Origin of the sequence: Naasia sp. (assembly GCF_025465545.1) — a bacterium.
Lineage (GTDB): Bacteria > Actinomycetota > Actinomycetes > Actinomycetales > Microbacteriaceae > Naasia.
The window spans coordinates 121,297-141,190 of record NZ_JAODMK010000040.1; the positions used below are offsets into that span (position 1 = coordinate 121,297).

21 protein-coding genes are annotated in these 19,894 nt (G+C 72.1%); 6 read left to right on the top strand and 15 right to left on the bottom strand.

Features of this window, described 5'->3' with window-relative positions:
* Positions 1-16 precede the first annotated feature (16 nt).
* On the bottom strand, positions 17-940 hold the full coding sequence (locus JWR33_RS10725) for an ROK family protein (protein WP_297411849.1): 924 nt from the start codon (positions 938-940) through the stop codon (positions 17-19).
* A 115-nt stretch (positions 941-1,055) separates the two neighbouring features.
* Here JWR33_RS10725 and deoC point away from each other — a divergent pair, with 115 nt between their 5' ends.
* From deoC to JWR33_RS10740, 3 genes are read left to right on the top strand one after another with little or no spacing between them, the layout of a single operon-like run.
* On the top strand, positions 1,056-2,099 hold the full coding sequence (deoC, locus tag JWR33_RS10730; RefSeq protein WP_297411851.1) for a deoxyribose-phosphate aldolase: 1,044 nt from the start codon (positions 1,056-1,058) through the stop codon (positions 2,097-2,099).
* Positions 2,100-2,112: 13 nt separating this feature from the next.
* Entirely contained in the window at positions 2,113-3,564 is a 1,452-nt protein-coding gene (locus JWR33_RS10735) for an aldehyde dehydrogenase family protein (RefSeq protein WP_297411853.1), read from the top strand.
* Positions 3,561-4,430, top strand: coding sequence for an aldehyde dehydrogenase family protein (locus tag JWR33_RS10740; protein WP_297411855.1), 870 nt, complete (start codon positions 3,561-3,563; stop codon positions 4,428-4,430). The genes JWR33_RS10735 and JWR33_RS10740 overlap by 4 nt, the downstream gene beginning before the upstream one ends.
* On the opposite strand, the gene JWR33_RS10745 is transcribed toward JWR33_RS10740, so the two are convergent.
* The 6 genes from JWR33_RS10745 to truB form a co-directional block, all read right to left on the bottom strand.
* The gene (locus JWR33_RS10745; protein WP_297411857.1) at positions 4,427-5,680 is read right to left on the bottom strand and encodes an MFS transporter; all 1,254 of its coding nucleotides are present in this window, start codon (positions 5,678-5,680) and stop codon (positions 4,427-4,429) included. The two genes, JWR33_RS10740 and JWR33_RS10745, sit on opposite strands and share 4 nt — an antisense overlap.
* A 9-nt stretch (positions 5,681-5,689) precedes the next feature.
* Positions 5,690-5,824 carry a hypothetical protein gene (locus JWR33_RS10750; RefSeq protein ID WP_297411859.1) on the bottom strand — a complete coding sequence of 45 codons (135 nt, stop codon included), beginning with the start codon at positions 5,822-5,824 and terminating at the stop codon, positions 5,690-5,692.
* A 262-nt stretch (positions 5,825-6,086) separates the two neighbouring features.
* Complete coding sequence (locus JWR33_RS10755; RefSeq protein ID WP_297411861.1) at positions 6,087-7,025, bottom strand: bifunctional riboflavin kinase/FAD synthetase; 939 nt, start codon at positions 7,023-7,025, stop codon at positions 6,087-6,089.
* Between the two features lie 2 nt (positions 7,026-7,027).
* The gene (locus JWR33_RS10760; protein ID WP_297411863.1) at positions 7,028-7,462 is read right to left on the bottom strand and encodes a hypothetical protein; all 435 of its coding nucleotides are present in this window, start codon (positions 7,460-7,462) and stop codon (positions 7,028-7,030) included.
* Between the two features lie 38 nt (positions 7,463-7,500).
* Positions 7,501-7,869, bottom strand: coding sequence for a hypothetical protein (locus JWR33_RS10765; protein ID WP_297411865.1), 369 nt, complete (start codon positions 7,867-7,869; stop codon positions 7,501-7,503).
* Positions 7,866-8,822 carry a tRNA pseudouridine(55) synthase TruB gene (truB, locus tag JWR33_RS10770; protein WP_297411867.1) on the bottom strand — a complete coding sequence of 319 codons (957 nt, stop codon included), beginning with the start codon at positions 8,820-8,822 and terminating at the stop codon, positions 7,866-7,868. The genes JWR33_RS10765 and truB overlap by 4 nt, the downstream gene beginning before the upstream one ends.
* Positions 8,823-8,870: 48 nt before the next feature.
* Here truB and JWR33_RS10775 point away from each other — a divergent pair, with 48 nt between their 5' ends.
* The gene (locus JWR33_RS10775) at positions 8,871-9,851 is read left to right on the top strand and encodes a 2-dehydropantoate 2-reductase (RefSeq protein ID WP_297411869.1); all 981 of its coding nucleotides are present in this window, start codon (positions 8,871-8,873) and stop codon (positions 9,849-9,851) included.
* Between the two features lie 105 nt (positions 9,852-9,956).
* On the top strand, positions 9,957-10,298 hold the full coding sequence (locus JWR33_RS10780) for a hypothetical protein (RefSeq protein ID WP_297411871.1): 342 nt from the start codon (positions 9,957-9,959) through the stop codon (positions 10,296-10,298).
* Between the two features lie 21 nt (positions 10,299-10,319).
* Here the strand turns inward: JWR33_RS10780 and JWR33_RS10785 are convergent, their stop codons facing one another.
* The 4 genes from JWR33_RS10785 to JWR33_RS10800 form a co-directional block, all read right to left on the bottom strand.
* Positions 10,320-11,030 carry a GAF and ANTAR domain-containing protein gene (locus JWR33_RS10785; protein WP_297411873.1) on the bottom strand — a complete coding sequence of 237 codons (711 nt, stop codon included), beginning with the start codon at positions 11,028-11,030 and terminating at the stop codon, positions 10,320-10,322.
* On the bottom strand, positions 11,027-11,737 hold the full coding sequence (locus JWR33_RS10790) for a GAF and ANTAR domain-containing protein (RefSeq protein ID WP_297411875.1): 711 nt from the start codon (positions 11,735-11,737) through the stop codon (positions 11,027-11,029). Before JWR33_RS10790 ends, JWR33_RS10785 begins: the two co-directional genes overlap by 4 nt.
* 119 nt (positions 11,738-11,856) lie before the next feature.
* The gene (locus tag JWR33_RS10795; protein ID WP_297411876.1) at positions 11,857-12,540 is read right to left on the bottom strand and encodes an RraA family protein; all 684 of its coding nucleotides are present in this window, start codon (positions 12,538-12,540) and stop codon (positions 11,857-11,859) included.
* 196 nt (positions 12,541-12,736) lie between these two features.
* Positions 12,737-13,336, bottom strand: a complete 600-nt coding sequence (locus JWR33_RS10800) for a hypothetical protein (protein WP_297411877.1) — start codon at positions 13,334-13,336, stop codon at positions 12,737-12,739.
* Positions 13,337-13,384: 48 nt separating this feature from the next.
* Here JWR33_RS10800 and JWR33_RS10805 point away from each other — a divergent pair, with 48 nt between their 5' ends.
* Positions 13,385-14,254, top strand: a complete 870-nt coding sequence (locus JWR33_RS10805; protein WP_297411879.1) for an A/G-specific adenine glycosylase — start codon at positions 13,385-13,387, stop codon at positions 14,252-14,254.
* 300 nt (positions 14,255-14,554) lie between these two features.
* Here JWR33_RS10805 and rbfA read toward each other — a convergent pair whose 3' ends face one another.
* From rbfA to JWR33_RS10825, 4 genes are all read right to left on the bottom strand, one after another.
* Entirely contained in the window at positions 14,555-14,995 is a 441-nt protein-coding gene (gene rbfA / locus JWR33_RS10810) for a 30S ribosome-binding factor RbfA (protein WP_297411880.1), read from the bottom strand.
* A 95-nt stretch (positions 14,996-15,090) separates the two neighbouring features.
* On the bottom strand, positions 15,091-17,925 hold the full coding sequence (gene infB, locus JWR33_RS10815) for a translation initiation factor IF-2 (protein ID WP_297411881.1): 2,835 nt from the start codon (positions 17,923-17,925) through the stop codon (positions 15,091-15,093).
* Positions 17,926-18,190: 265 nt separating this feature from the next.
* Positions 18,191-19,084 (bottom strand): PfkB family carbohydrate kinase, encoded by an 894-nt coding sequence (locus JWR33_RS10820; protein ID WP_297411883.1) that lies wholly within the window; start codon positions 19,082-19,084, stop codon positions 18,191-18,193.
* A gap of 40 nt (positions 19,085-19,124) precedes the next feature.
* On the bottom strand, positions 19,125-19,894 hold a 770-nt coding region (locus tag JWR33_RS10825; RefSeq protein ID WP_297411885.1), incomplete at its 5' end, for a sugar phosphate isomerase/epimerase family protein.

Sequence of the window (19,894 nt, forward strand, 5' to 3'; positions counted from 1 at the left end):
CGGTGCCGCCTGCACGTCAGTCGGACAGGGCGCGGTGGATCAGGGCGGCGGCGCCCACGAGCGGCCCGTCAGGACCCAGCCCGGTCGGCACGATCGCCGCCCGGCGCACGAAGGCGGGGGTCGTGGCCAGATCCCGCGACGCACGCACCAGGTCGAGGTAGTCGGGCGAGACGCGCGAGAAGCCGCCGCCGATCACGACGAGGTCCACGTCGCAGAGGGCGGTCGCCGACGCGATCGCGCGACCGACCGCGCGGGCGCTCCGCTCGATCGCGGCGCGAGCCACCCTGTCCCCCTCGGCCGCCGCAGCGGCCAGCTCCTCCCCCGTCCGGCCCGTCCAGCCCTCGCCGCGAGCCCAGGCGACCGCGTTCGGTCCGCTCGCGAGCGACTCGAGCATCGCGGGGTCGCCCGCCGTGCCCTCCGGCGTGAAGCCGGCCACCTCGATCTGGCCGATGTGCCCCGCGTTGCCCGTTCCGCCGCGCATCGGACGGCCCTGCACGATCAGCCCGCCGCCCACGCCGGTGGAGACCACCATGCCGAGGAGGGAGGACACGTCCCGGCCGGCACCCACCCAGTGCTCGGCGAGGGCGATGCAGAGGCCGTCGAGCGCCATCGACACCCTGGCCTCCGGGAGGAGTCCCTCGACGAGGGCGCGGAGCGGATAGTCGGCCAGAGCCGGCAGGTTGAGCGGCGCGGTCGTGCCTGCCGCCAGGTCGACCGGACCCGCGCAGCCGATGCCCGCGCCGAGGAGGCGGGACGAGTGCGGCAGCGACGCGAGAGCCGACTCGAGCACCTGCCCGATCGCGGACACGAGTGCGGTCCGGGAGGCGTCCGCTCCGGTCGCCGCACGGAAGCGCGAGCCGGGGACGACGAGCCCGGTCGCGTCGACGAGCGCCGCCTCGACCTTCGTGCCGCCGAGATCGAGCGCCAGCGCCAGTTCCACCGGGCCAGGATACGGGCGCCGACGCGCCCTTCCGAGCACACTGCCGTAGTCTGGATCGGTTGCCGACGGCGCCAGCCCTTCTCCGGCAGCACACGCGAACCACCGGGAGAACACCGTGACCATCGATACCGGAGCCGGCTCGAGGGCGACGTCCCCGGCCGGCGCCGCACGTGCGCTCGACCTCCTCGACGGGCCGGTCACCGACACGACACTCCGCCGTTATCTCGAGGGCATCCCCGGGGTCGACGCGGTCGGCCTCGAGCAGCGCGCGGGCGGCCTCGGCACCCGCTCGATCAAGACCACCTCCAAGGCGTGGGCGCTCGACCGGATCATCGAGCTGGTCGACCTCACGACGCTCGAGGGCGCGGACACCCCCGGCAAGGTCCGGTCCCTCGTGGCCAAGGCCCTCAACCCGGATCCCTCCGACGCGACCTGCCCCCGAGTGGCAGCGGTGTGCGTCTACGGCGACCTCGTCGGCACAGCGGTCGAGGCGCTCGGCGCCTCGCACGCGCCTCGCGCCCGCGCCGCCGGTCACGGGCCGGGGATCGCGGTCGCCGCCGTCGCCACCGCCTTCCCCAGCGGACGCGCCTCCCTGGCGATCAAGCTCGCGGATGTGGCCGACGCAGTCGCCGCGGGCGCCGACGAGATCGACATGGTGATCGACCGCGGCGCCTTCCTCTCCGGGCGCTACTCGCAGGTGTTCGACGAGATCGTGGCGGTCAAGGACGCGTGCCGTCGCCCTGACGGGGACGACGCCCACCTCAAGGTCATCCTCGAGGTCGGCGAGCTGTCAACCTATGACGCCGTGCGCCGCGCATCCTGGCTCTCGATCCTCGCCGGGGCCGACTTCATCAAGACCTCCACCGGCAAGGTGCCGAGAGCCGCGTCCCTGCCGATGACGCTGCTGATGCTCGAGGTGGTCCGGGACTGGTACCAGATGACCGGCGAGCAGGTCGGCGTGAAGCCGGCGGGCGGCATCCGCACCTCCAAGGACGCGATCAAATACCTCGTGACGGTCGCCGAGACCGCCGGCGAGGAGTGGCTGCAGCCGCACCTGTTCCGGTTCGGCGCCTCCAGCCTCCTCAACGACGTGCTCCTGCAGCGCCAGAAGATCTCCACCGGGCACTACTCCGGCGCCGACTACGTGACCATCGATTGACGACCAAGGGATCATGAGCTTCCTCGACTACGCCCCCGCGCCCGAATCACGCGCGATCCTCAATCTGCGTCCGTCCTACGGGCTCTTCGTCAACGGAGAGTTCGTGGACGGCAACGGAACGCCGTTCACGACCATCTCCCCCGCCACCGAGGAGAGCATCGCCGAGATCGCCACGGCCGACGATCACGACGTCGACCTCGCGGTGCAGGCGGCACGGACCGCCTACGACCGGGTCTGGTCGAAGCTCTCCGGAGCCGATCGCGGCAAGTACCTCTTCCGCATCGCGCGCCTCGTGCAGGAGCGCGCCCGGGAGCTCGCGGTCGCCGAGAGCCTCAACAACGGCAAGCCGATCAAGGAGAGCCGCGACCTCGACATCCCGCTGGTCGCCGCCTGGTTCTTCTACTACGCCGGCTGGGCGGACAAGCTGGACTACGCGGGGCTCGGCGCCGCCCCGCGGGCGCTGGGCGTCGCCGGTCAGATCATCCCGTGGAACTTCCCGCTTCTGATGCTCGCGTGGAAGATCGCTCCCGCGCTGGCCGCCGGGAACACCGTGGTCCTGAAGCCCGCCGAGACCACGCCGCTCACCGCGCTCCTCTTCGCGGAGATCCTGCAGCAGGCGGACCTGCCCCCGGGCGTCGTCAACATCGTGACCGGCGCAGGAGCGACCGGCCAGGCCCTCGTGCGGCACCCCGACGTCGACAAGATCGCCTTCACCGGCTCCACGAATGTCGGCCGGGAGATCGCCCGGACCACGGCGGGCACCGGCAAGCGGCTCACGCTGGAGCTCGGCGGCAAGGCGGCCAACATCGTCTTCGACGACGCCCCCATCGACCAGGCCATCGAGGGCGTGGTCAACGGGATCTTCTTCAACCAGGGCCACGTGTGCTGCGCCGGCTCGCGCCTGCTCGTGCAGGAGAACGTGCACGACGAGGTCATCGAGCGGCTCAAGCACCGGCTCTCCACCCTGCGACTCGGTGATCCGCTGGACAAGAACACCGACATCGGCGCGGTGAACAGCCGGGAGCAGCTCGACCGGATCAAGGAGCTCACCGCGGCCGGCGAGGCGGAGGGCGCCGAGCGCTGGAGCCCCGCCTGCGAGATCCCGGCGAACGGGTTCTGGTTCGCGCCCACCATCTTCACCGGCGTGCAGTCGAGCCACCGCATCGCCCGTGAGGAGATCTTCGGGCCGGTGCTGTCCGTGCTGACCTTCCGCACCCCGGAGGAGGCGATCGCGAAGGCGAACAACACGCCGTACGGCCTGTCGGCCGGGATCTGGAGCGACAAGGGCAGCCGGGTGCTGGCCGTCGCCGATCGCCTCAAGGCGGGCGTCGTCTGGTCGAACACGTTCAACCGGTTCGACCCGGCATCCCCGTTCGGCGGCTACAAGGAGTCCGGCTACGGTCGCGAAGGCGGCAAGCAGGGGCTCACCGCCTACCTCGCGCCCAATCCCGGAGGAGTCAAGTGACCCGCCTCACCGTCCCCAAGACCTACAAGCTCTACATCGGGGGCAAGTTCCCCCGGAGCGAGTCGGGCAGGACCTACGAGATCGCCACGCGCGCCGGCGGCTTCCTCGCGAACGCCGCGAAGGCCTCCCGCAAAGACGCGCGCGACGCGGTCGTCGCGGCCCGCTCCGCCGTCTCCGGCTGGTCCTCGGCCACCGGGTACAACCGCGGGCAGGTGCTCTACCGGGTGGCGGAGCTGCTCGAGGGCCGCCGCGCGCAGTTCGTCGACGAGCTCGTCCAGTCGGAGGACCTCTCCTCACGGCAGGCCGAGGCCGCGGTCGACCTCGCCGTCGACCGCTGGGTCTGGTACGCCGGATGGGCGGACAAGTATGCGCAGGCGCTCGGCAACGGCAACCCGGTCGCCGGCCCCTACTTCAACATCTCGGTGCCCGAGCCGACGGGGGTCGTCGCGATCGTGGCCCCGCAGTCGGGGGAAGGGCACTCGCTCGTCGGGCTGGTGAGCGCCATCGCTCCCGCCCTCGTGGCCGGCAACACCGTCGTGGTGCTCGCCAGCGAGAGCGCGCCGCTCACGGCGATCAGCCTGAGCGAGGTGCTCGCCACGAGCGACGTGCCGGGCGGCGTGGTCAACGTGCTCACCGGCTCGCCGGCCGAGATGGCGCCCTGGCTCGCCTCGCATGCCGACGTGAACGCGCTCGACCTGGTCGGCGCGGGAGCGCTCGACTGGGTGGCCCTGCAGGTGGCCGCGGCCGAGACGCTCAAGCGGGTGCTGACGCCCGAGGACGGTTCCGACGCCGCGGCGCCCAGCCTGCAGCGGATCAGCGCCTTCACGGAGCTGAAGACGGTCTGGCACACCAAGGGACTGCTCTAGCGGGTCACGACCTCACGGTCGCTGCGGATCCGGGCGAGGTCGTCCTCGACGGTCCTCGGCCGGGCGAGCGCGACCGCCGCGGGCAGGGCGGCGAGGCCCATCACGAGGAGCAGCAGGATCGGCACGGTCCACGAGCCGGTCAGCTGGTGCGTCACGCCCACGAGGAGCGGACCGGTGGCGCCCACCGAGTAGCCGATGCCCTGCGTGAAGCCGCTCAGCGCGGCCGAGCCCCGCGGGGAGCGGCTGCGGATGTTGATGAGGATCAGCGCGACGGGGAAGAGCAGGGGTCCGAAGCCGGCGAGGACCACCCACAGCGCGGTGAGGGTCGCCGGCGCGAGCAGCAGGCCGGAGTAGCCCACCACGAAGAAGGCGACGCCGGCGTAGACCAGCAGCCCGGTGTTGCGGATGCGCACCGCGATCAGGGGCACCAGGATGGCCGCGGGCAGGCCCGCGATGCCGTAGAGGGACAGCAGCGCTCCCGCGGTGAACGGATCGGAGCCGGCCGTGTCGCTGAGGATCTGCGGCAGCCAGGCGAACAGGGCGTAGGCGTTGAAGCTCGACGAGGCGAACACGGTGGCGCACGCCCAGGCGACGGGCGAGCGCCAGAGGCCGGTGACATGCTCGCCCTCGGGAAGGATGGTCCCGGCGTCCCGCCGGTCGGCGGCGGCACGGCGCTCCCTGAGCCAGAGTGCGAGCCACGGTCCGAGGGCGATGAGCGCGACGACGCCCCAGGCCGCGAGGTCGCCGCGCCAGGTCACGGTGGCCGTCAGCGGCGCGGAGAGGAGTGCGGGGACGGCCGTGCTCAGGGACATCAGGGCGGCGGAGACGGCGGTGAGGGTGCCGATCCTGTCGGGGAAGTAGCGCTTGACCGCTGGCGGCAGCAGCACATTGCCGATCCCCACGCCCGCAAGGACGAGCGCACTCGAGGCGAGAAGCATCGGGTAGTTCGGGGCGAAACCCCTGGCCAGGTGCCCAACGACCATCGCCAGAACCGCGAGCAGCATCGCGAGGTCCAGCCCGATGCGTCGCGCAAGCGCAGGTGCGAGCAGGCCGAAGACCGCGAAGGACACGGGCGGAAGGGTGCCGAGGATGCCGATCCCCACGCTTGTCAGCGGGACGTCGGATCCGATCTCGTCGAGCACGGGTGAGAGCGAGGCGACCGCGGTGCGGAGGTTCAGGGCGAGGATCACGATGCCCGTGAGGGCCAGCATGCGGCCCGCCCAGACCGGGACTGTTCTCGGCTCGGTCACCGATTCATGTTAGTCGGGCCCGACCTGAGCCGAGGCCACGGCCGGCTTCTGGCGGGAGCCGCCGCAGAGCGGCGTGGACTCGGGGGACGAGTCCTCGGTCTCGAGCGACTGGCGCCCGAGGATCGCGTTCGCGCTGCTCGGCATCGCACCCCTGCTGGACGCCCCGCCTCCGTCGGGCTGGCAGCGGCCGACGCTGCATCCGGGCCGGCGATCGCCGCTCAGCGTCCAGCCGGTGGTGGAGGAGCTCGTCTGGGGGACCTCCGCCAGACGCCTCGTGCGGCTCTTCCCCTCCCCTCCCCCGTCGGCGGCGCAGGAGGTGCTCCTGGCGCGGCTCCGCTGGCGACCGCGCCGAGCAGGGCCGGGGCAGGCGCGGGCTCGGCGAGCTGACCGCCGTGGTCGAGCGGTGCTAGGCCTGAGCGAGCAGGGTGCGCGCCTCGTCGACGTCGCGGCCCATCTGCTCGATGAGCGGGCCGATCCCCGCATAGGCGACCATGCCGCGGAGCCGATGGGTGAACGCCACCTCGACCACGTGGCCGTAGAGGTCGAGGTCCTCGTCCAGCACGTGCGCCTCGACCTGCTTGATTTCGACATCGTCGAAGGTGGGGTTGGTGCCCACGGAGATCGCGGCGGGATAGCGCGGCCGGCCGGGAGCCGACGTGTCGACCAGCCAGCCGGCGTAGACGCCCTCGCCCGGGGCGAGGCCCTCGGCCGAAACGGCGAGGTTCGCGGTGGGATAGCCGAGCTCGCGGCCGCGCCGGAGCCCCGGCACGACCTCGGCCCGCATGCGTGGCGCCCGGCCGAGGAGCCGCGTCGCCGCCTCCACGTCGCCCGCGTCGAGCAGCGACCGGATGCGGCTCGAGGACGCGCGCGCTCCGTCGGTCAGCACGTCGGGCACGACGAGCACCTCGAACCCGTGCTGCGCGCCGAGCGCCTCGAGGGTGGCGAGGGTCCCCGAGCCGCGTGCACCGAACCGGAAGTCGGCGCCGACGAGCACGAGGCGGGTCTCGAGGGCCCTCACCAGGATGCGCTCGACGAACTGCTCGGGGGTCCAGTCCGCGAGCCGGGTGTCGAACTCGAGGACCACCGTCGCGTCCACGCCGGCTTCGTCGAGCAGCTCCAGCTTCTGCTGGAGGCTCGCGAGATTCGGCGGGCAGGAATCGGGCCGCAGCACGGCGAGCGGGTTGCGGTCGAAAGTGACCACCACGCCGGCCAGCCCTCGCGCCCGCGCCTCGTGGAGGAGCATGTCGAGCACGGCCCGATGCCCGGCATGCACCCCGTCGAACTTGCCGATCGTGATCGCGCTCGGCCCCAGGCCGGCCGGGACGGCATCGAGCCGGTCGATCACGATCAAAGCCGCCCGCCTCCCGCTGGAGGTCGGTGCCGCGACAGCCAGAGCATGCCGAGGACCGGGAGCACCACAGGCACGAGCAGGTAGCCGAGGCCGAAGTAGGACCACACGGTGTTGCGGGGAAAGAGGTCCGCGTCGACGATGCTGAGCGTTCCGACGGTGAGCACGAAGATGAGCTCGAAGGAGATGGTGATCCAGGCCACGCGGTACCAGACGGTGCCGGGCGCCAGCAGCGCGACCGTCGCGACGATGTACACCACCGCCGCGAGAGCGGAGAGCGCGTAGGCGACGGGCGCCTCCGAGAAGTCGGTGAGGATCTGCACCGTGGAGCGGCCCGTCGCAGCCAAGGCCAGGATGCCGTAGACGGCGACGAGGACCACTCCCACCCCGGTCACGCGACGACGCGGGCGCACAGCGGGCGAAGGAGAGGTCATGGCTCCCCCAGTATCCCGCAGTCCCCGCCGCCCCTGCGTCAGGCCGACTGCACCGTCCAGATCACGAGCATCCGGTAGAGCATCACGGCGATGGCGAGGCACGCGACCCCGACCACGACGGTGCTCCAGCGACTCCGCTCCACGAGCGCCCAGAGGATCGACACGGGCGGGAGCACGAGCGCGGAGATCAGGTACGCCCAGAATTCGTAGGGGTTCCCGGTCGGCGGGTTTCCGGCAGCGGGGGCGAACGCGGCAACGACCACCTGTGCCATGAGCAGCACGCCCACGAGCGCCGCCCCGCCGAGGGTGAGGTCGGACGGCGGGCGCTTGGCGAGCCCCACCCCTACCGCCAGCGCCCCGGCGAGCACGGCGACGACGATCTGCACGATCGTGAACCAGGCGATCATCCTGTCCCCTCCTCCGGGGCGGCCTGAACATCGCGAGCGCCGCCGGACGGCGGGAAGGCCGTGAGCACGCGAGCGACTCCCCCGCGGACCTCCACCAGGGCCACGAGCTCTCCCGACGCACTGACGGCGGCCACGGGAGCCGCGTCGGGCAGCTCGACCGCGAGCCGCTTGCCGTGCCCCAGATCCACCGAGGCGCGCTCGTCGAGCCGGAGAACGGGGAACAGCGCCTCGGCGACCGGGGCGGGCGGCAGGAGGGCGCCGTCCAGGGCGTCCAGTTCGGCCGCATCGGCGACCGAGAACGGCCCCACCGCAGTGCGCCGGAGGGCGGTGAGATGACCGCCGACACCGAGTCTCGCCCCCAGATCGCGACCGAGGGCACGCACGTAGGTGCCGGACGAGCAGGCGACCCGCACCTCGAGGTCCACGGCGCCCGCCGTGGCGTCCGCCGGCTCGGTGCGGGTGAGCAGGGCGAACTCGGAGACCGTCACCGGACGGGCGGGGAGCACCACGTCCTCCCCGGCACGGACGCGGGCGTAGCTTCGCTTGCCGTCGACCTTGATCGCGCTCACCGAGCTGGGCACCTGCTCGATCGCGCCCGTCAGGGTCGCCATCGCGGCCGCGATGTCGGCGTCGCTGACGTGCAGCGCGGAGACGGGCTCGCCGAGCGGCTCGCCCTCCCGATCGTCGGTGCTCGTCGCCTGTCCGAGCCGGATGGTGGCGGTGTACGTCTTGCCGAGTCCCACGAAGTAGGTGAGCAGTCGGGTCGAGGCGCCGAGCCCGAGCACGAGGAGCCCGGTGGCCATCGGGTCGAGGGTGCCGGCGTGACCCACCTTGCGGGTGCCGTAGGCCCGCCGCACGCGGGCGACGGCGCCATGGCTCGTGATGCCCTCCGGCTTGTCCACGAGCAGGATCCCGGTGGGGCCGGCGGGCGCGGAGTCCTTCGCGCCGGGCATGCTCGCACTCTACCGCGGGTGCGGCGGGGCCCCGGCTAGGATCGGGGCGTGCGGGTCGGCGTCCTGGGTGCGGGGGCCGTCGGGGGAACCCTCGCCGCCCTGCTGGCCGCACAGGGCAACGACGTGACGGTCACCCTCCGCGGCGACGCAGCCGAGACGGTGCGCGAGCACGGCATCCGGGTGTCCGGCGCGTTCGGCGAGCTGTCGGCGTCCGTCCGGGTGGCCGACAGGCTGACCGAGCCGCAGGATCTGGTGCTCGTGACCACCAAGGCCATGGACGCGGTCGCCGCCATCTCCGGGAGCGCAGGCGCGGCCGGCTCCGGCACGCTGATCGTGGTGCAGAACGGGCTCGAGGCGATCCCCTCGGCGCTGGCGGTGCTGCCCGATGCGCGGATCCTCGGCGGCCTCGCCCTGTTCGCCGCGTCCCTGCTCTCGCCGGGCGAGGTCCGGGTCACCGCGAGCGGGGCCCTCTACGTCGGTCCGGCGGACGCCGCGGATCCCGCGGTCGCCGTCCTGGCCGCCGCGCTGCCCACGACCGCGGTGCGGGACTTCCGCGGCCTGCAGTGGACGAAGCTCGTGGTGAACCAGGTCAACGCCCTGCCCGCCATCACCGGGCTCAGCGTGCAGGAGGTCGTCGCGGACCGGGGGCTGCGCCGGCTGCTCACCCGCTCGATCCAGGAGACGGTCCGGACTGGACGGGCATCGGGCGTCCGGTTCGGCACGATGAGCGGGTTGAGCGATCCGCTGCTGCGGCTCGTCGGCGCCGCCCCCCCGCTCCTCGCCGAGGCCCTGCCGCGGCTGATGGCTCGGCGGATGGGCAGCGTGCCGAACCCCGGCTCGACCCTGCAGAGCATCCGCCGCGGGCGGCTCACCGAGGTCGACTACCTCAATGGAGCCGTGCTGGCGGCCGCCCAGGCCGCAGGGCGAACGGCCCCGGTCAACGAGGCGCTGACCGGCCTCGTGCACGAGGTCGAGCGCACCGGCCAATTCCTGCTCCCCGCCGAGGTGGTTCGCCGGATTCCGGCTTGAGAAGAGCCCCGCATTTCCACCGGATCCGGTGCTAGCCTTCCTGCAGAGACCACCCCCAGACCCCGGGTCCATCCAGGGCGCGATCGCGCCAGAACCGGGGCAGTCATGGCCGAGAGAATCTCGTGCGTCGCGCGGTCGTTCATCACCGGCGACGAGATCGCAAACGCCCTGCTGGACTACGCGTGCGCGCTCGCCCAGGCCGGCCAGTACGACGTGGTCCACATCCCGGCGCACGGCGAACTCGGCGGCCGCAGCCACGTGCGGCTCCTCGTGGGCCCGGGCACTCAGCTGCTGGCCGAGCCGGTCACCGCTCCGGGGGACGACGTCACCGATCCCGAGACGGTGCAGCTCCTCGTCGACCGCGCGGCGGAGCTGCGGAGGATCCACCCTCCCCTCATCGAGAACGACTACCTCTCGTCCCACCTCGAGGACTGGCTGGACCTGTAGCGGCGACCGTGGCCGGCACGCTCAGAAGATGAGCGTGCGCTGCACCAGGCGCTCGGCCACGTCGCCCATCGGCTGCCGGTTCGCGCGGGCGAAGGAGCGCAGCCGGGCGAACGCCTCGTCCATCGAGATCTGGTGCGTCTGTGCGAGCACTCCCTTGGCCTGCTCGATGAGCACGCGGCTGTTCAGCGCCCGCTGCAGCTGCTCCCGTGTCTCGTCGCTGTCGCGCAGCGCCCGCTGGTGCAGGATGCCGATCGTGGCCATGTCGGCCATCGCCTGAGCGGCCCGCACGTCCTCGGGGTTGAGCTCGCCGGTCTCCGTCCGCATCAGGTTCATCGAGCCGATCGTGGTGTCGCGCAGCTTCAGCGGGATGGCGTAGACGGAGCGGAAGCCCTGCTCGCGCACCACGCGCTGGAACTGCGCCCACTCCGGCGGGCTGTGCTCGATGTCCGGCAGGGACACGACCTCCCCGGTGGTGAAGGACTCGATGCAGGGCCCCTGCTCCGCCGCGAGCTGCATGGCCTCCACCAGCGTGCTCTGCTCGCTGGTGGAGGCGACGAGCTCGAGCTCGCCGTCCGCGGCGGCGAGCAGGATGCCGGCGGCCGAGACGTCGAGGAGGGACTGGCAGGTCTCCACCAGCGTCTGCAGCAGCTCGACGATGTCGTAGCCGACCACCATGGTGTCGGCCAGGGACGCGAACGCGTCGAACAGGCGCCCCTCACGAGTGGGCGTCATCGGTCTTCCTCGATCCCGTCCGGAGTGACGGTGAAGATCAGCGTCCTGGCGAGGACGTCCTCTGCGACGTCGCGCATGGGCCGTCCCTCGGCGAAGGCGCGACCCTGGATCAGCAGATGCGCGTCGTCGGCGGAGATGCCCAGCTGGGCGATCACCATCCCTGTCGCCTGATGGACCGCCCTGCGTGAGGTGCGACTGCCCAATCCAGGCAGATCCTCGCCGCCCGCCTCGCGCAGAGCGCGGCGGAGCACGTGCCGGCCGACGATTCCGGCGAGCACCTCGGTCTGAGCCGTGTCCTCCGCGGTCAGCTCCCTGGGCTCGGTCGAATACATGTCGATTCCGCCGACCCGCAAGGGGCCGATCAGGAGCGGGAAGGCGAAGATCGCGCCGACCTCCTCCTGTGCGATGGCAGGAGAGAAGGCCGGCCAGAACCGGCGAGGCGTCGCCCGGATGTCGGGCTCCAGCACGGCCCGCCCCAGCGCGAGGGCGTCCCAGCACGGCCCCTCGCCGAGATCGAACTGCAGCTCGTCGACCCGGGCCACCTGGTCGTCGCTGGCCGCGAGCGTCTCGGTGCCGAGGAACTCGCCCATGGTGGAGATGGACACGCCGTCGAGGCCGACGGCGTCGAGCAGAGGGCCGGTCATTGCGGCGGCGGTCCCATCGCACCGGGTGAGGGCGTCCGCCGCCCTGGTGAAGCGGTCAGCCACGGCTGGACCTCCTGTCTGCGTGATACGGCGAGGCGCCGAATCCGATCGGAAGCATGCATCGAATCTACGCCCATACCGGGATCGGCCGACCGGGCCGGGCCGCCTGGCGGTCGGAGCGATCAGACCTCGATCGCGGTGCCCCGTTCGAGCAGATGCCGCCGCAGGGTGAGGTCGGGGTCCGTGCGCTGCCGCTCCCGATAGCCCGCGAAGTCGAGCTGCTCGCGGAGGCTCAGGCCGCCTCGCATCCGGTCCGCCTGCGCCGACTCCACGGCCTCGATCTCGCGGGCGAGGGCGAACACCTCGTCGCCGCGGTCGGCGGACAGGATCAGGACGCCGTCGTCGTCGGCGACCACGAGATCGTCCTCCGTGACCTGCGCACCATCCAGGAAGGCGGTGCGCATCCTCCGGCCCGCGGGCGGCACCCGCCGAGGCCCGAAGGAGTAGGCGCCGAGGCTGTGCAGCGGCAGCGCGATCCGCCGCAGCTGCGCCGTGTCGCGATGGCGGCCCCAGATCACCACTCCGGCGAGCCCCGCACCCTGCGCCTCCAGGAGGAGCAGATCACCGACGCAGGCCTCGTCCTCCCGTCCACCGTTGTCGACCACCAGCACGCCGCCGGCGGGGGCGTCGTCGATCGTCTCGAGGATCACGTCGACGCTGCCGAGGTGGGTGACCGGCCGGGCGGGCCCGCTGAAGGGCTGATCGGGCTGCAGCGCACGAAGCCGGGCGGGCCCGATCCGCACGGGGACTCCCAGCCGGAGGGAGGCGTCCGCGACGGCGGCGGTAGCAGGCGGTCGATCGTGCATGGCAGCTTCCTCTCGGGCTGAACCCTGCCAGCCTCCCACCGCTCCTGCGCGCCTGTCCCCCTCGTTCCCGCCGACTCTCGCTCAGCAGGCATCCTGTCCCCGCGCCCGCCGTGTCCGGGCTGGACTGCCTGCTGGAGGCTCTTCTGCCTGCTGAGCGACAGGGGCCGGGCGTGAGACGGATGGGCCCGCGGAGTCCTCAGCAGCTGTCGCTGAAGGTGCGGCGGGGCTGGTCCGGGTCGGTGTTGTCGACGTTGGCGTGAGCCTTGACCCGGGGCTGCACCCGCTTCAGGTAGAGGCGCTGCGCCTCGCGGCGCACATCCGCCGTGCCGGTCGCCTCGAAGGCCTGCTCAGCAGGGACGTAGAGGCAGACGGTCGAGTTCCAGACGCCGAGGACCTCGGGTCGCAGCAGCAGAGGCCCGTCGACGACCAGCACCGCGTCGCCCTCCGGTCCTGCCACCGGCGGCCCGTCCAGGGTCACCTGGAAGGGCAGGCCCGCGTGGAACGAGCCGACGAGGTGCGCGCGGAATGCCTCGTAGTCGTAGGCGGCCGAGTAGTAGCGCTCCGCCGCCGCATCCCCAGCCGGTGCGATCGGTGCGAGGAAGCCGTCGATGGAGGCTCGCACCGCGGCCACCCCGGAGCGCTCGAAGGCCGCGGCGAGGTCGTCGGCGAACGCGCCGGTTCCTGACCCGTCGATCCCGTCGACGGCCACAGCGATGCGCCCGTGCGGGTAGTTGTGGCGGATCTCGGCGGCGAGCTCGTCGAGCACGTCGTTCTTCGCGGGAGCCCAGCGGGTCATGACTTCACCCTAGGCGGCGGCGTCCGGGAGGGCACCTAGAGTGTCCCGGTGCCCCTCCCCCTCGCGCCCGCCGTCGTGGCCTGGTACGAGGAGAACAGCCGGGACCTGCCGTGGCGCCGCCCCGGGTTCAGCGCGTGGGGCACGCTCGTGAGCGAGTTCATGCTCCAGCAGACCCCCGTCGCGCGAGTGGTGCCGCGCCTGCTGGAGTGGCTCGAGCGCTGGCCCACCCCCGCCGACCTGGCGTCGGTGCCGCCCGGCGAGGCGGTGCGGGCCTGGGGACGGCTCGGCTATCCGCGCCGGGCGCTCGCGCTGCACGCCTGCGCGGCGGCGATCGCGGAGGAGCACGGGAACCGGGTCCCGGAGGACGTCGAGGTCCTGCTGACCCTCCCCGGCATCGGGCCGTACACGGCGCGCGCGGTCGCGGCGTTCGCGTACGGGCACCGGCACCCGGTGGTCGACACCAACGTGCGCCGGGTGCTGGCCCGGGCGGTCGGCGGACATGCGGACCCTGGCCCGCCGTCCACGCGGTGTGATCTCGCGCTGATGGCCGAGCACCTGCCCGAGTCGCTCGCGGATGCGAAGGCGTTCAACGCGGGCGTCATGGAGCTCGGCGCCATCGTCTGCACAGCACGGGTCCCCCGCTGCGACGCGTGCCCGCTCCAGGACCGCTGTGCGTGGCGGCTCGCCGGCTATCCGGAGTACGAGGGCACGCGGCGGGTGCCGCAGAAGCGCTACGAGGGCTCGGACCGCCAGGCGCGGGGCGCTCTGCTCGGGGCGCTGCGGGCGTCGACCGTTCCGCTGGCGGACGACGAGCTGCGCGAGGCGTGCCCGGATGACGCACGACGCGGCCGCGCGATCGAGGGTCTCCTCGCCGATGGGCTCGCGGTGCGCTCCGGGGACGGGCTGTCCCTCCCCTAGCCACCTCCCGAACGGGTTCCCCCCGGACTGGGCCTGCCGGGGACGGCCCGGGCGTACGAGGATCTTCCCGAGTCGCCGGTGGCCCGCCACCCGGTCGCCGGCGCTCCTTGCACGCGACAGCCGGATCCTTCGGCTTCGAGACTGGCGTTAGAGCGCTGCCGCTCCCGTCGCGGGGACTGCCACCCGGCTCCCGCGGCGGGTTGCGGCGCTCCGTCCGGATCTCGAACTGCCCAGTTCGGTCGCGAAAATCGCCGATCCTGCGACAGAAGTCGGCAGGTCGGCGGTATCAGCCGACTGCGGTCAGCCGGCGTCCTCGTCGAGGTCGCGGGGCTTCACGTACGGGTCCTCGTCCCCCGCGTACTGGGCGGACGCGGCGAGGGCGCGGGTCCTCTCATCGAGCTGACGCGCCTCCTCCAGCTTCGCCGCGATGTGCGCCGCGTTCTCCGGCACCGCATCCGCGATGAACTCCAGCGACGGCGTGAGCCGGGAGTTGATGTTCCTGCCCACCTCGGTGCGCAGCAGCCCGGTCGCGGCCTTGAGGGCCGCGGCGCTGTCCGCGCGCTCCTCCTCGGAGCCGTAGACGGTGTAGAAGATGGACGCGTGCTGCAGGTCGCCCGTCATGCGGACGTCCGTGATGGTGACGAAGCCCATGCGAGGATCCCGCAGGCCCTTGTCGATCCGCTTGGCGACGATCTCCTTGATGCGGTCGGCGAGCTTGGCGGCTCGCGTGTTGTCGGCCACAACTGACTCCCTTCGGGTAAGTGAAGTGCCCGTTCCGGCGCGAAGTGCCCGTTGTAGGGGTCACTCCGCGCCGGAACGGGCACTTGGTCGGGCGGTTAGGCCCGGATCTTTTCCTTCATCTCGATCGTCTCGATCTCGTCGCCGATCTGGATGTCGTTGAACTTGCCCAGGCCGATGCCGGCCTCGAAGTCCGTGCGGACCTCGGTGACATCGTCCTTGAACCGGCGCAGCGACTCGATGGCGAGGCTGTCCCCCACGACGATGCCGTTGCGGATGACCCGCGCCTTCGCGTTGCGGGTGATCGTCCCGCTCCGCACGATGACACCGGCGATGTTGCCGAACTTGGAGGAGCGGAACACCTCCCGGATCTCGGCGACGCCCGACTGGACCTCTTCGAACTCGGGCTTGAGCATGCCCTTGAGCGAGTTCTCGATGTCCTCGAGCGCGGCGTAGATGACCGAGTAGAACCGGATGTCCACACCCTCGCGGGCGGCACGCTCGCGGGCCTTGTTGTCCGGACGGACGTTGAAGCCCACGATGATCGCGTTGTCGACCGTGGCGAGGTTGACGTCGCTCTCCGTGACGGCACCCACCCCGCGGTGGATGATCCGCAGCTGGACGCTGTCGTCCACCTCGATCTTGAGCATCGCCTCTTCCAGCGCCTCGACGGCACCGGAGACGTCACCCTTGATGATGAGGTTGAGCGCGTCCACCTTGCCCTCTTCGAGAGCGCGGGTGAAGTCCTCGAGCGAGATGCGCTTGCGGGCCTTGGCCAGCTGGGCGTTGCGCTCGACGGCTTCGCGCTTCTCGGCGATCTGCCGGGCGGTGCGGTCCTCCTCGGTCACGAGGAACGTGTCGCCGGCCCGGGGGACGGTGGACAGGCCCTGCACCTGGACGGGACGGGACGGGTAGGCCTCGAGCACGGGGTCGCCGTTCTCGTCCATCATCGCCCGGACGCGGCCGTAGGCCGTGCCCGCGACGATCGCGTCGCCGACCCGCAGCGTTCCCGACTGGATGAGCACGGTCGCCACGGCGCCGCGTCCCTTGTCGAGTCGCGCCTCGATGGCCACACCGCGCGCGTCCTTGTTCGGATTCGCGCGGAGGTCGAGTCCCGCGTCCGCGGTGAGGAGCACCGCGTCGAGGAGCTCCTCGATGCCGGTGCCGGCGAGGGCCGAGACGTCGATGAACATGGTGTCGCCGCCGTACTCCTCGGCGACCAGCCCGAACTCGGTGAGCTGCTGCCGGACCTTCGCCGGGTTCGCGCCCTCCTTGTCGACCTTGTTCACCGCGACCACGATGGGAACTCCTGCGGCCTGCGCGTGGTTCAGAGCCTCGACCGTCTGCGGCATGATGCCGTCGTCGGCCGCGACCACCAGGATCGCGAGGTCCGTCACCTGCGCACCGCGGGCACGCATGGCCGTGAAGGCCTCGTGACCAGGGGTGTCGATGAAGGTGATGGCGCGATCGATGCCCTCGTGCTCGGTCCACACCTGGTAGGCACCGATGTGCTGCGTGATGCCGCCGGCTTCGCCCGCAATGACGTTCGTCTTGCGGATCGCGTCCAGCAGGCGGGTCTTTCCATGGTCGACGTGACCCATGACGGTGACCACCGGAGGACGGATGACCAGGTCTTCCTCGGTCTCGTCCTCGAGCTCCTGGTCGAGGTCGAGGTCGAAGCCGGCGAGCAGCTCGCGGTCCTCGTCCTCGGGCGAGACCATCTGGATCTTGTAGCCCAGCTCGTCGCCGAGCACCGCGAAGGTGGCCTCGTCGAGGGACTCCGTGGCCGTCGCCATCTCACCGAGGTGGAACAGCACGGTCACGAGGTTGCCGGGGCTCGCGTCGATCTTGTCGGCGAAGTCGGTGATCGAGGCTCCGCGACGGAGCCGGACGATGGTCGTGCCGTCGCCGCGGGGGACGCTGACGCCGCCGAGCGACGGGGCCTCCCGCATCTCGAACTCTTGGCGCTTCGTGCGCTTCGACTTGCGGGCCCGGCTCTTGCCACCGCCGCGACCGAAGGCACCAGCGGTGCCACCGCCGGGTCCGCGGCCGCGACCGCCGCCGGCACCGGACGGACGCGGAGGTCCGAAGCCCGTGCTGGGGGCGCCGCCGGGACGCTGGAAGCCGCCGCCGGCGCCGCCGGGACGGGCGCCGCCCGGACCGCCGGGACGCTGGAAGGGGGGACGAGCGCCGGGAGCGCCGGGACGAGCGCCCTGGCCGGGCGCACCCGGACGGGGAGCACCCGGGCGGGGAGCCGCGGGCCGCGGGATGCCGGCAGGGGCACCCGCGCCCATCCCCTGGCGGGGAGCGAACGGGTTGTTGCCAGGACGCGGGGCACCCGGGCGCTGCATGCCCTGGTTGGACGCGTAGGGGTTGTTGCCGGGTCGAGGCTGCCCGGGGCGCGGGATCCCGGGACGGACGGCGTCGCCGCCGGCCTCGGGTGCGCCGGGAGCGGCAGAGGCAGAGGCAGCGGGACGCTGCGGCTCGGCCGCGCGAGGCGCCTGGGGAGCGCGGGGGCCGTCGGGGCGCGGGGCGCCCGTGCGGGGCGCCTCGGTGCGGGGCGCCTCAGTGCGAGGTGCCTCGGTGCGAGGTGCCTCAGTGCGAGGTGCCTCGGCGCGCGGAGCGGGCCGAGCCGCGGACGGCGCAGCGGGAGCCTGGGCCGCGGGAGCCTGGGCCGCTGCGGGAGCCGGAGCCTGCGCGGGACGCGCTGCGGCGGGAGCCGGCGCGGGCGTGGCTGCGGGAGCCTTCGGCGCGGCGGCCTTGGTGAGTCCCTCTGCTTCGAGGGCCGCCCGCAGCTTGCGGACGACCGGGGGTTCGATGCTCGACGAGGGGCCCTTGACGAACTCGCCCATCTCCTTGAGCTTGGCGAGGGCCACCTTCGTGTCGATTCCGAGATCGCTCGCGACCTCGTGCACGCGTGGTTTTGCTGGCACTTTTCTCCTGTCTGGGGTCACCCCAGACAGGGGAGACCATTAGCGGTGAGAGGAACTCATTTCGAGTCGCTCATTAGTTGTCCATAAGCCGTTCAGCCTGTTCTCTCAAGGAATCCCGCAGCCACCTGCACTCGGGCAGGACGGCCGGCGTCACGACGGACGCTTGGCGGGGGACCCGACGAGTCTACCCCGCATCCCGGATCGGTGCGATGGGGAGTGCATCGACCGGACGGCGTCCCAGAGGAGAACCTTCGCGCGAGGTCCGCTATTCCCCGACGCCGGGCAGGCGCAGCAGGGCGCCCTCGGCCCGGCACGTCGCCGCCGCGATCGCCATGGCGCGGAAGAGCGCCGATCGCCAGAACTCCTCGCCGCGCTCCCCCGTCGACAGCAGCGACGCGGCCACGGAGGAGAGGGTGGCGTCGCCTGCGCCCATCGTGTCGACGATCGGACCGGGCAGGGACACGATGGACTCGTGCACGCGGATGCCGTCCGCGGTCCGGATGCTGGCGCCGTGGCGGCCGGCCGTGGCGAGGACGGCGGAGGCGCCGAGCCCGAGCAGCAGAATCTCCGCGTCGGAGAGGCTCGTGCCGTAGAGCAGCTCGGCGTCCTCGTCGCCCATCTTCACCAGGGCGGCGGAGGCGCTCGCCCTGTTCGCGTTGGTGGCGAACCGGTCCAGGTCGTGGATGAGGCCGGGGCGGGGGTTCGCGTCGAGGACGAGCCGTCGCTCGGGCTCAGCGACCGACTCGGCGAGCGCATCGGCCTGGAACTGGTCGTCGAAGGGGAAGCAGCTGACGAGGACCAGGTCCGCTTCGCGGAGCGCCTGACGCTGCGGCGCGTCGAAGCCGATCCGCCGATTGAGCGCCGCGTCGTTGAAGATGTAGCGCGGCTCCCCCTCCGAGCGGTCGGAGACCGCCCGCGACGACCCGCGGGGGGCCCGCGTCGCGATCAGGCCGACGCCGTGCTCAGCGAGGAACGCGCGGATCTCGTCGCCATCGGGATCGTCACCGACCATCGCGAGGAGGGTCGGCGAGAAGCCCAGCACGGACAGGCCGACCGCCACATTGAGGGCCGCTCCCCCGACGAAGTCGCGGGACCCGCGCTCGTCCCGCAACTCGTCGATGAGGGCATCGCCGACCACCACGATCTGTTGACCTGCCACGGTCATCCTCCTGTCTTCTCTCCTGACCAGGCGCGATCCGCTACTTGGTGCTGAAGGCGGCGTCGAAGGCGGCCGAGGGCGGGTCGAACGAGAGGCGCTTGACGAACTCGAGCGCCTCAGGCGCGCCGACCATGCGGTCCATGCCGGCGTCCTCCCACTCCACGGAGAGCGGGCCCCGATAGTCGATCGCGTTGAGCATCCGGAACGCGTCCTCCCACGGGACGTCGCCGTGCCCGGTGGAGATGAAGTCCCAGCCGCGGCGCGGGTCCGCCCACGCGAGGTGGGAGGAGAGGCGGCCGTTCCGGCCGTTGAGGCGCTTCTTGGTGTCCTTGCAGTGCACGTGGAAGATGCGGTCCTTGAAGTCCCAGAGGAAGCCGACCGGGTCGATGTCCTGCCACACCATGTGGCTCGGGTCCCAGTTCAGGCCGAAGGCCTCGCGGTGCCCGATGGCCTCCAGGGTCCGCACGGTGCTCCAGTAGTCGTACGCGATCTCGCTGGGGTGCACCTCGTGGGCGAACCGCACGCCCACCTCGTCGAACACGTCGAGGATCGGGTTCCAGCGGTCGGCGAAGTCCTGGTAGCCGGCGTCCACCATCTCCTGGGATGCCGGCGGGAACATCGCCACGTACTTCCAGATGGCCGAGCCGGTGAAGCCGGTGACCGTCGTGACGCCCAGCTTGGCCGCGAGCCGGGCGGTGTTCTTCATCTCCTCGGCGGCGCGCCGGCGCACGCCCTCCGGGTCGCCGTCGCCCCACACCACATCGGGGAGGATGTCGCGGTGCCGCTGGTCGATCGGATCGTCGCAGACCG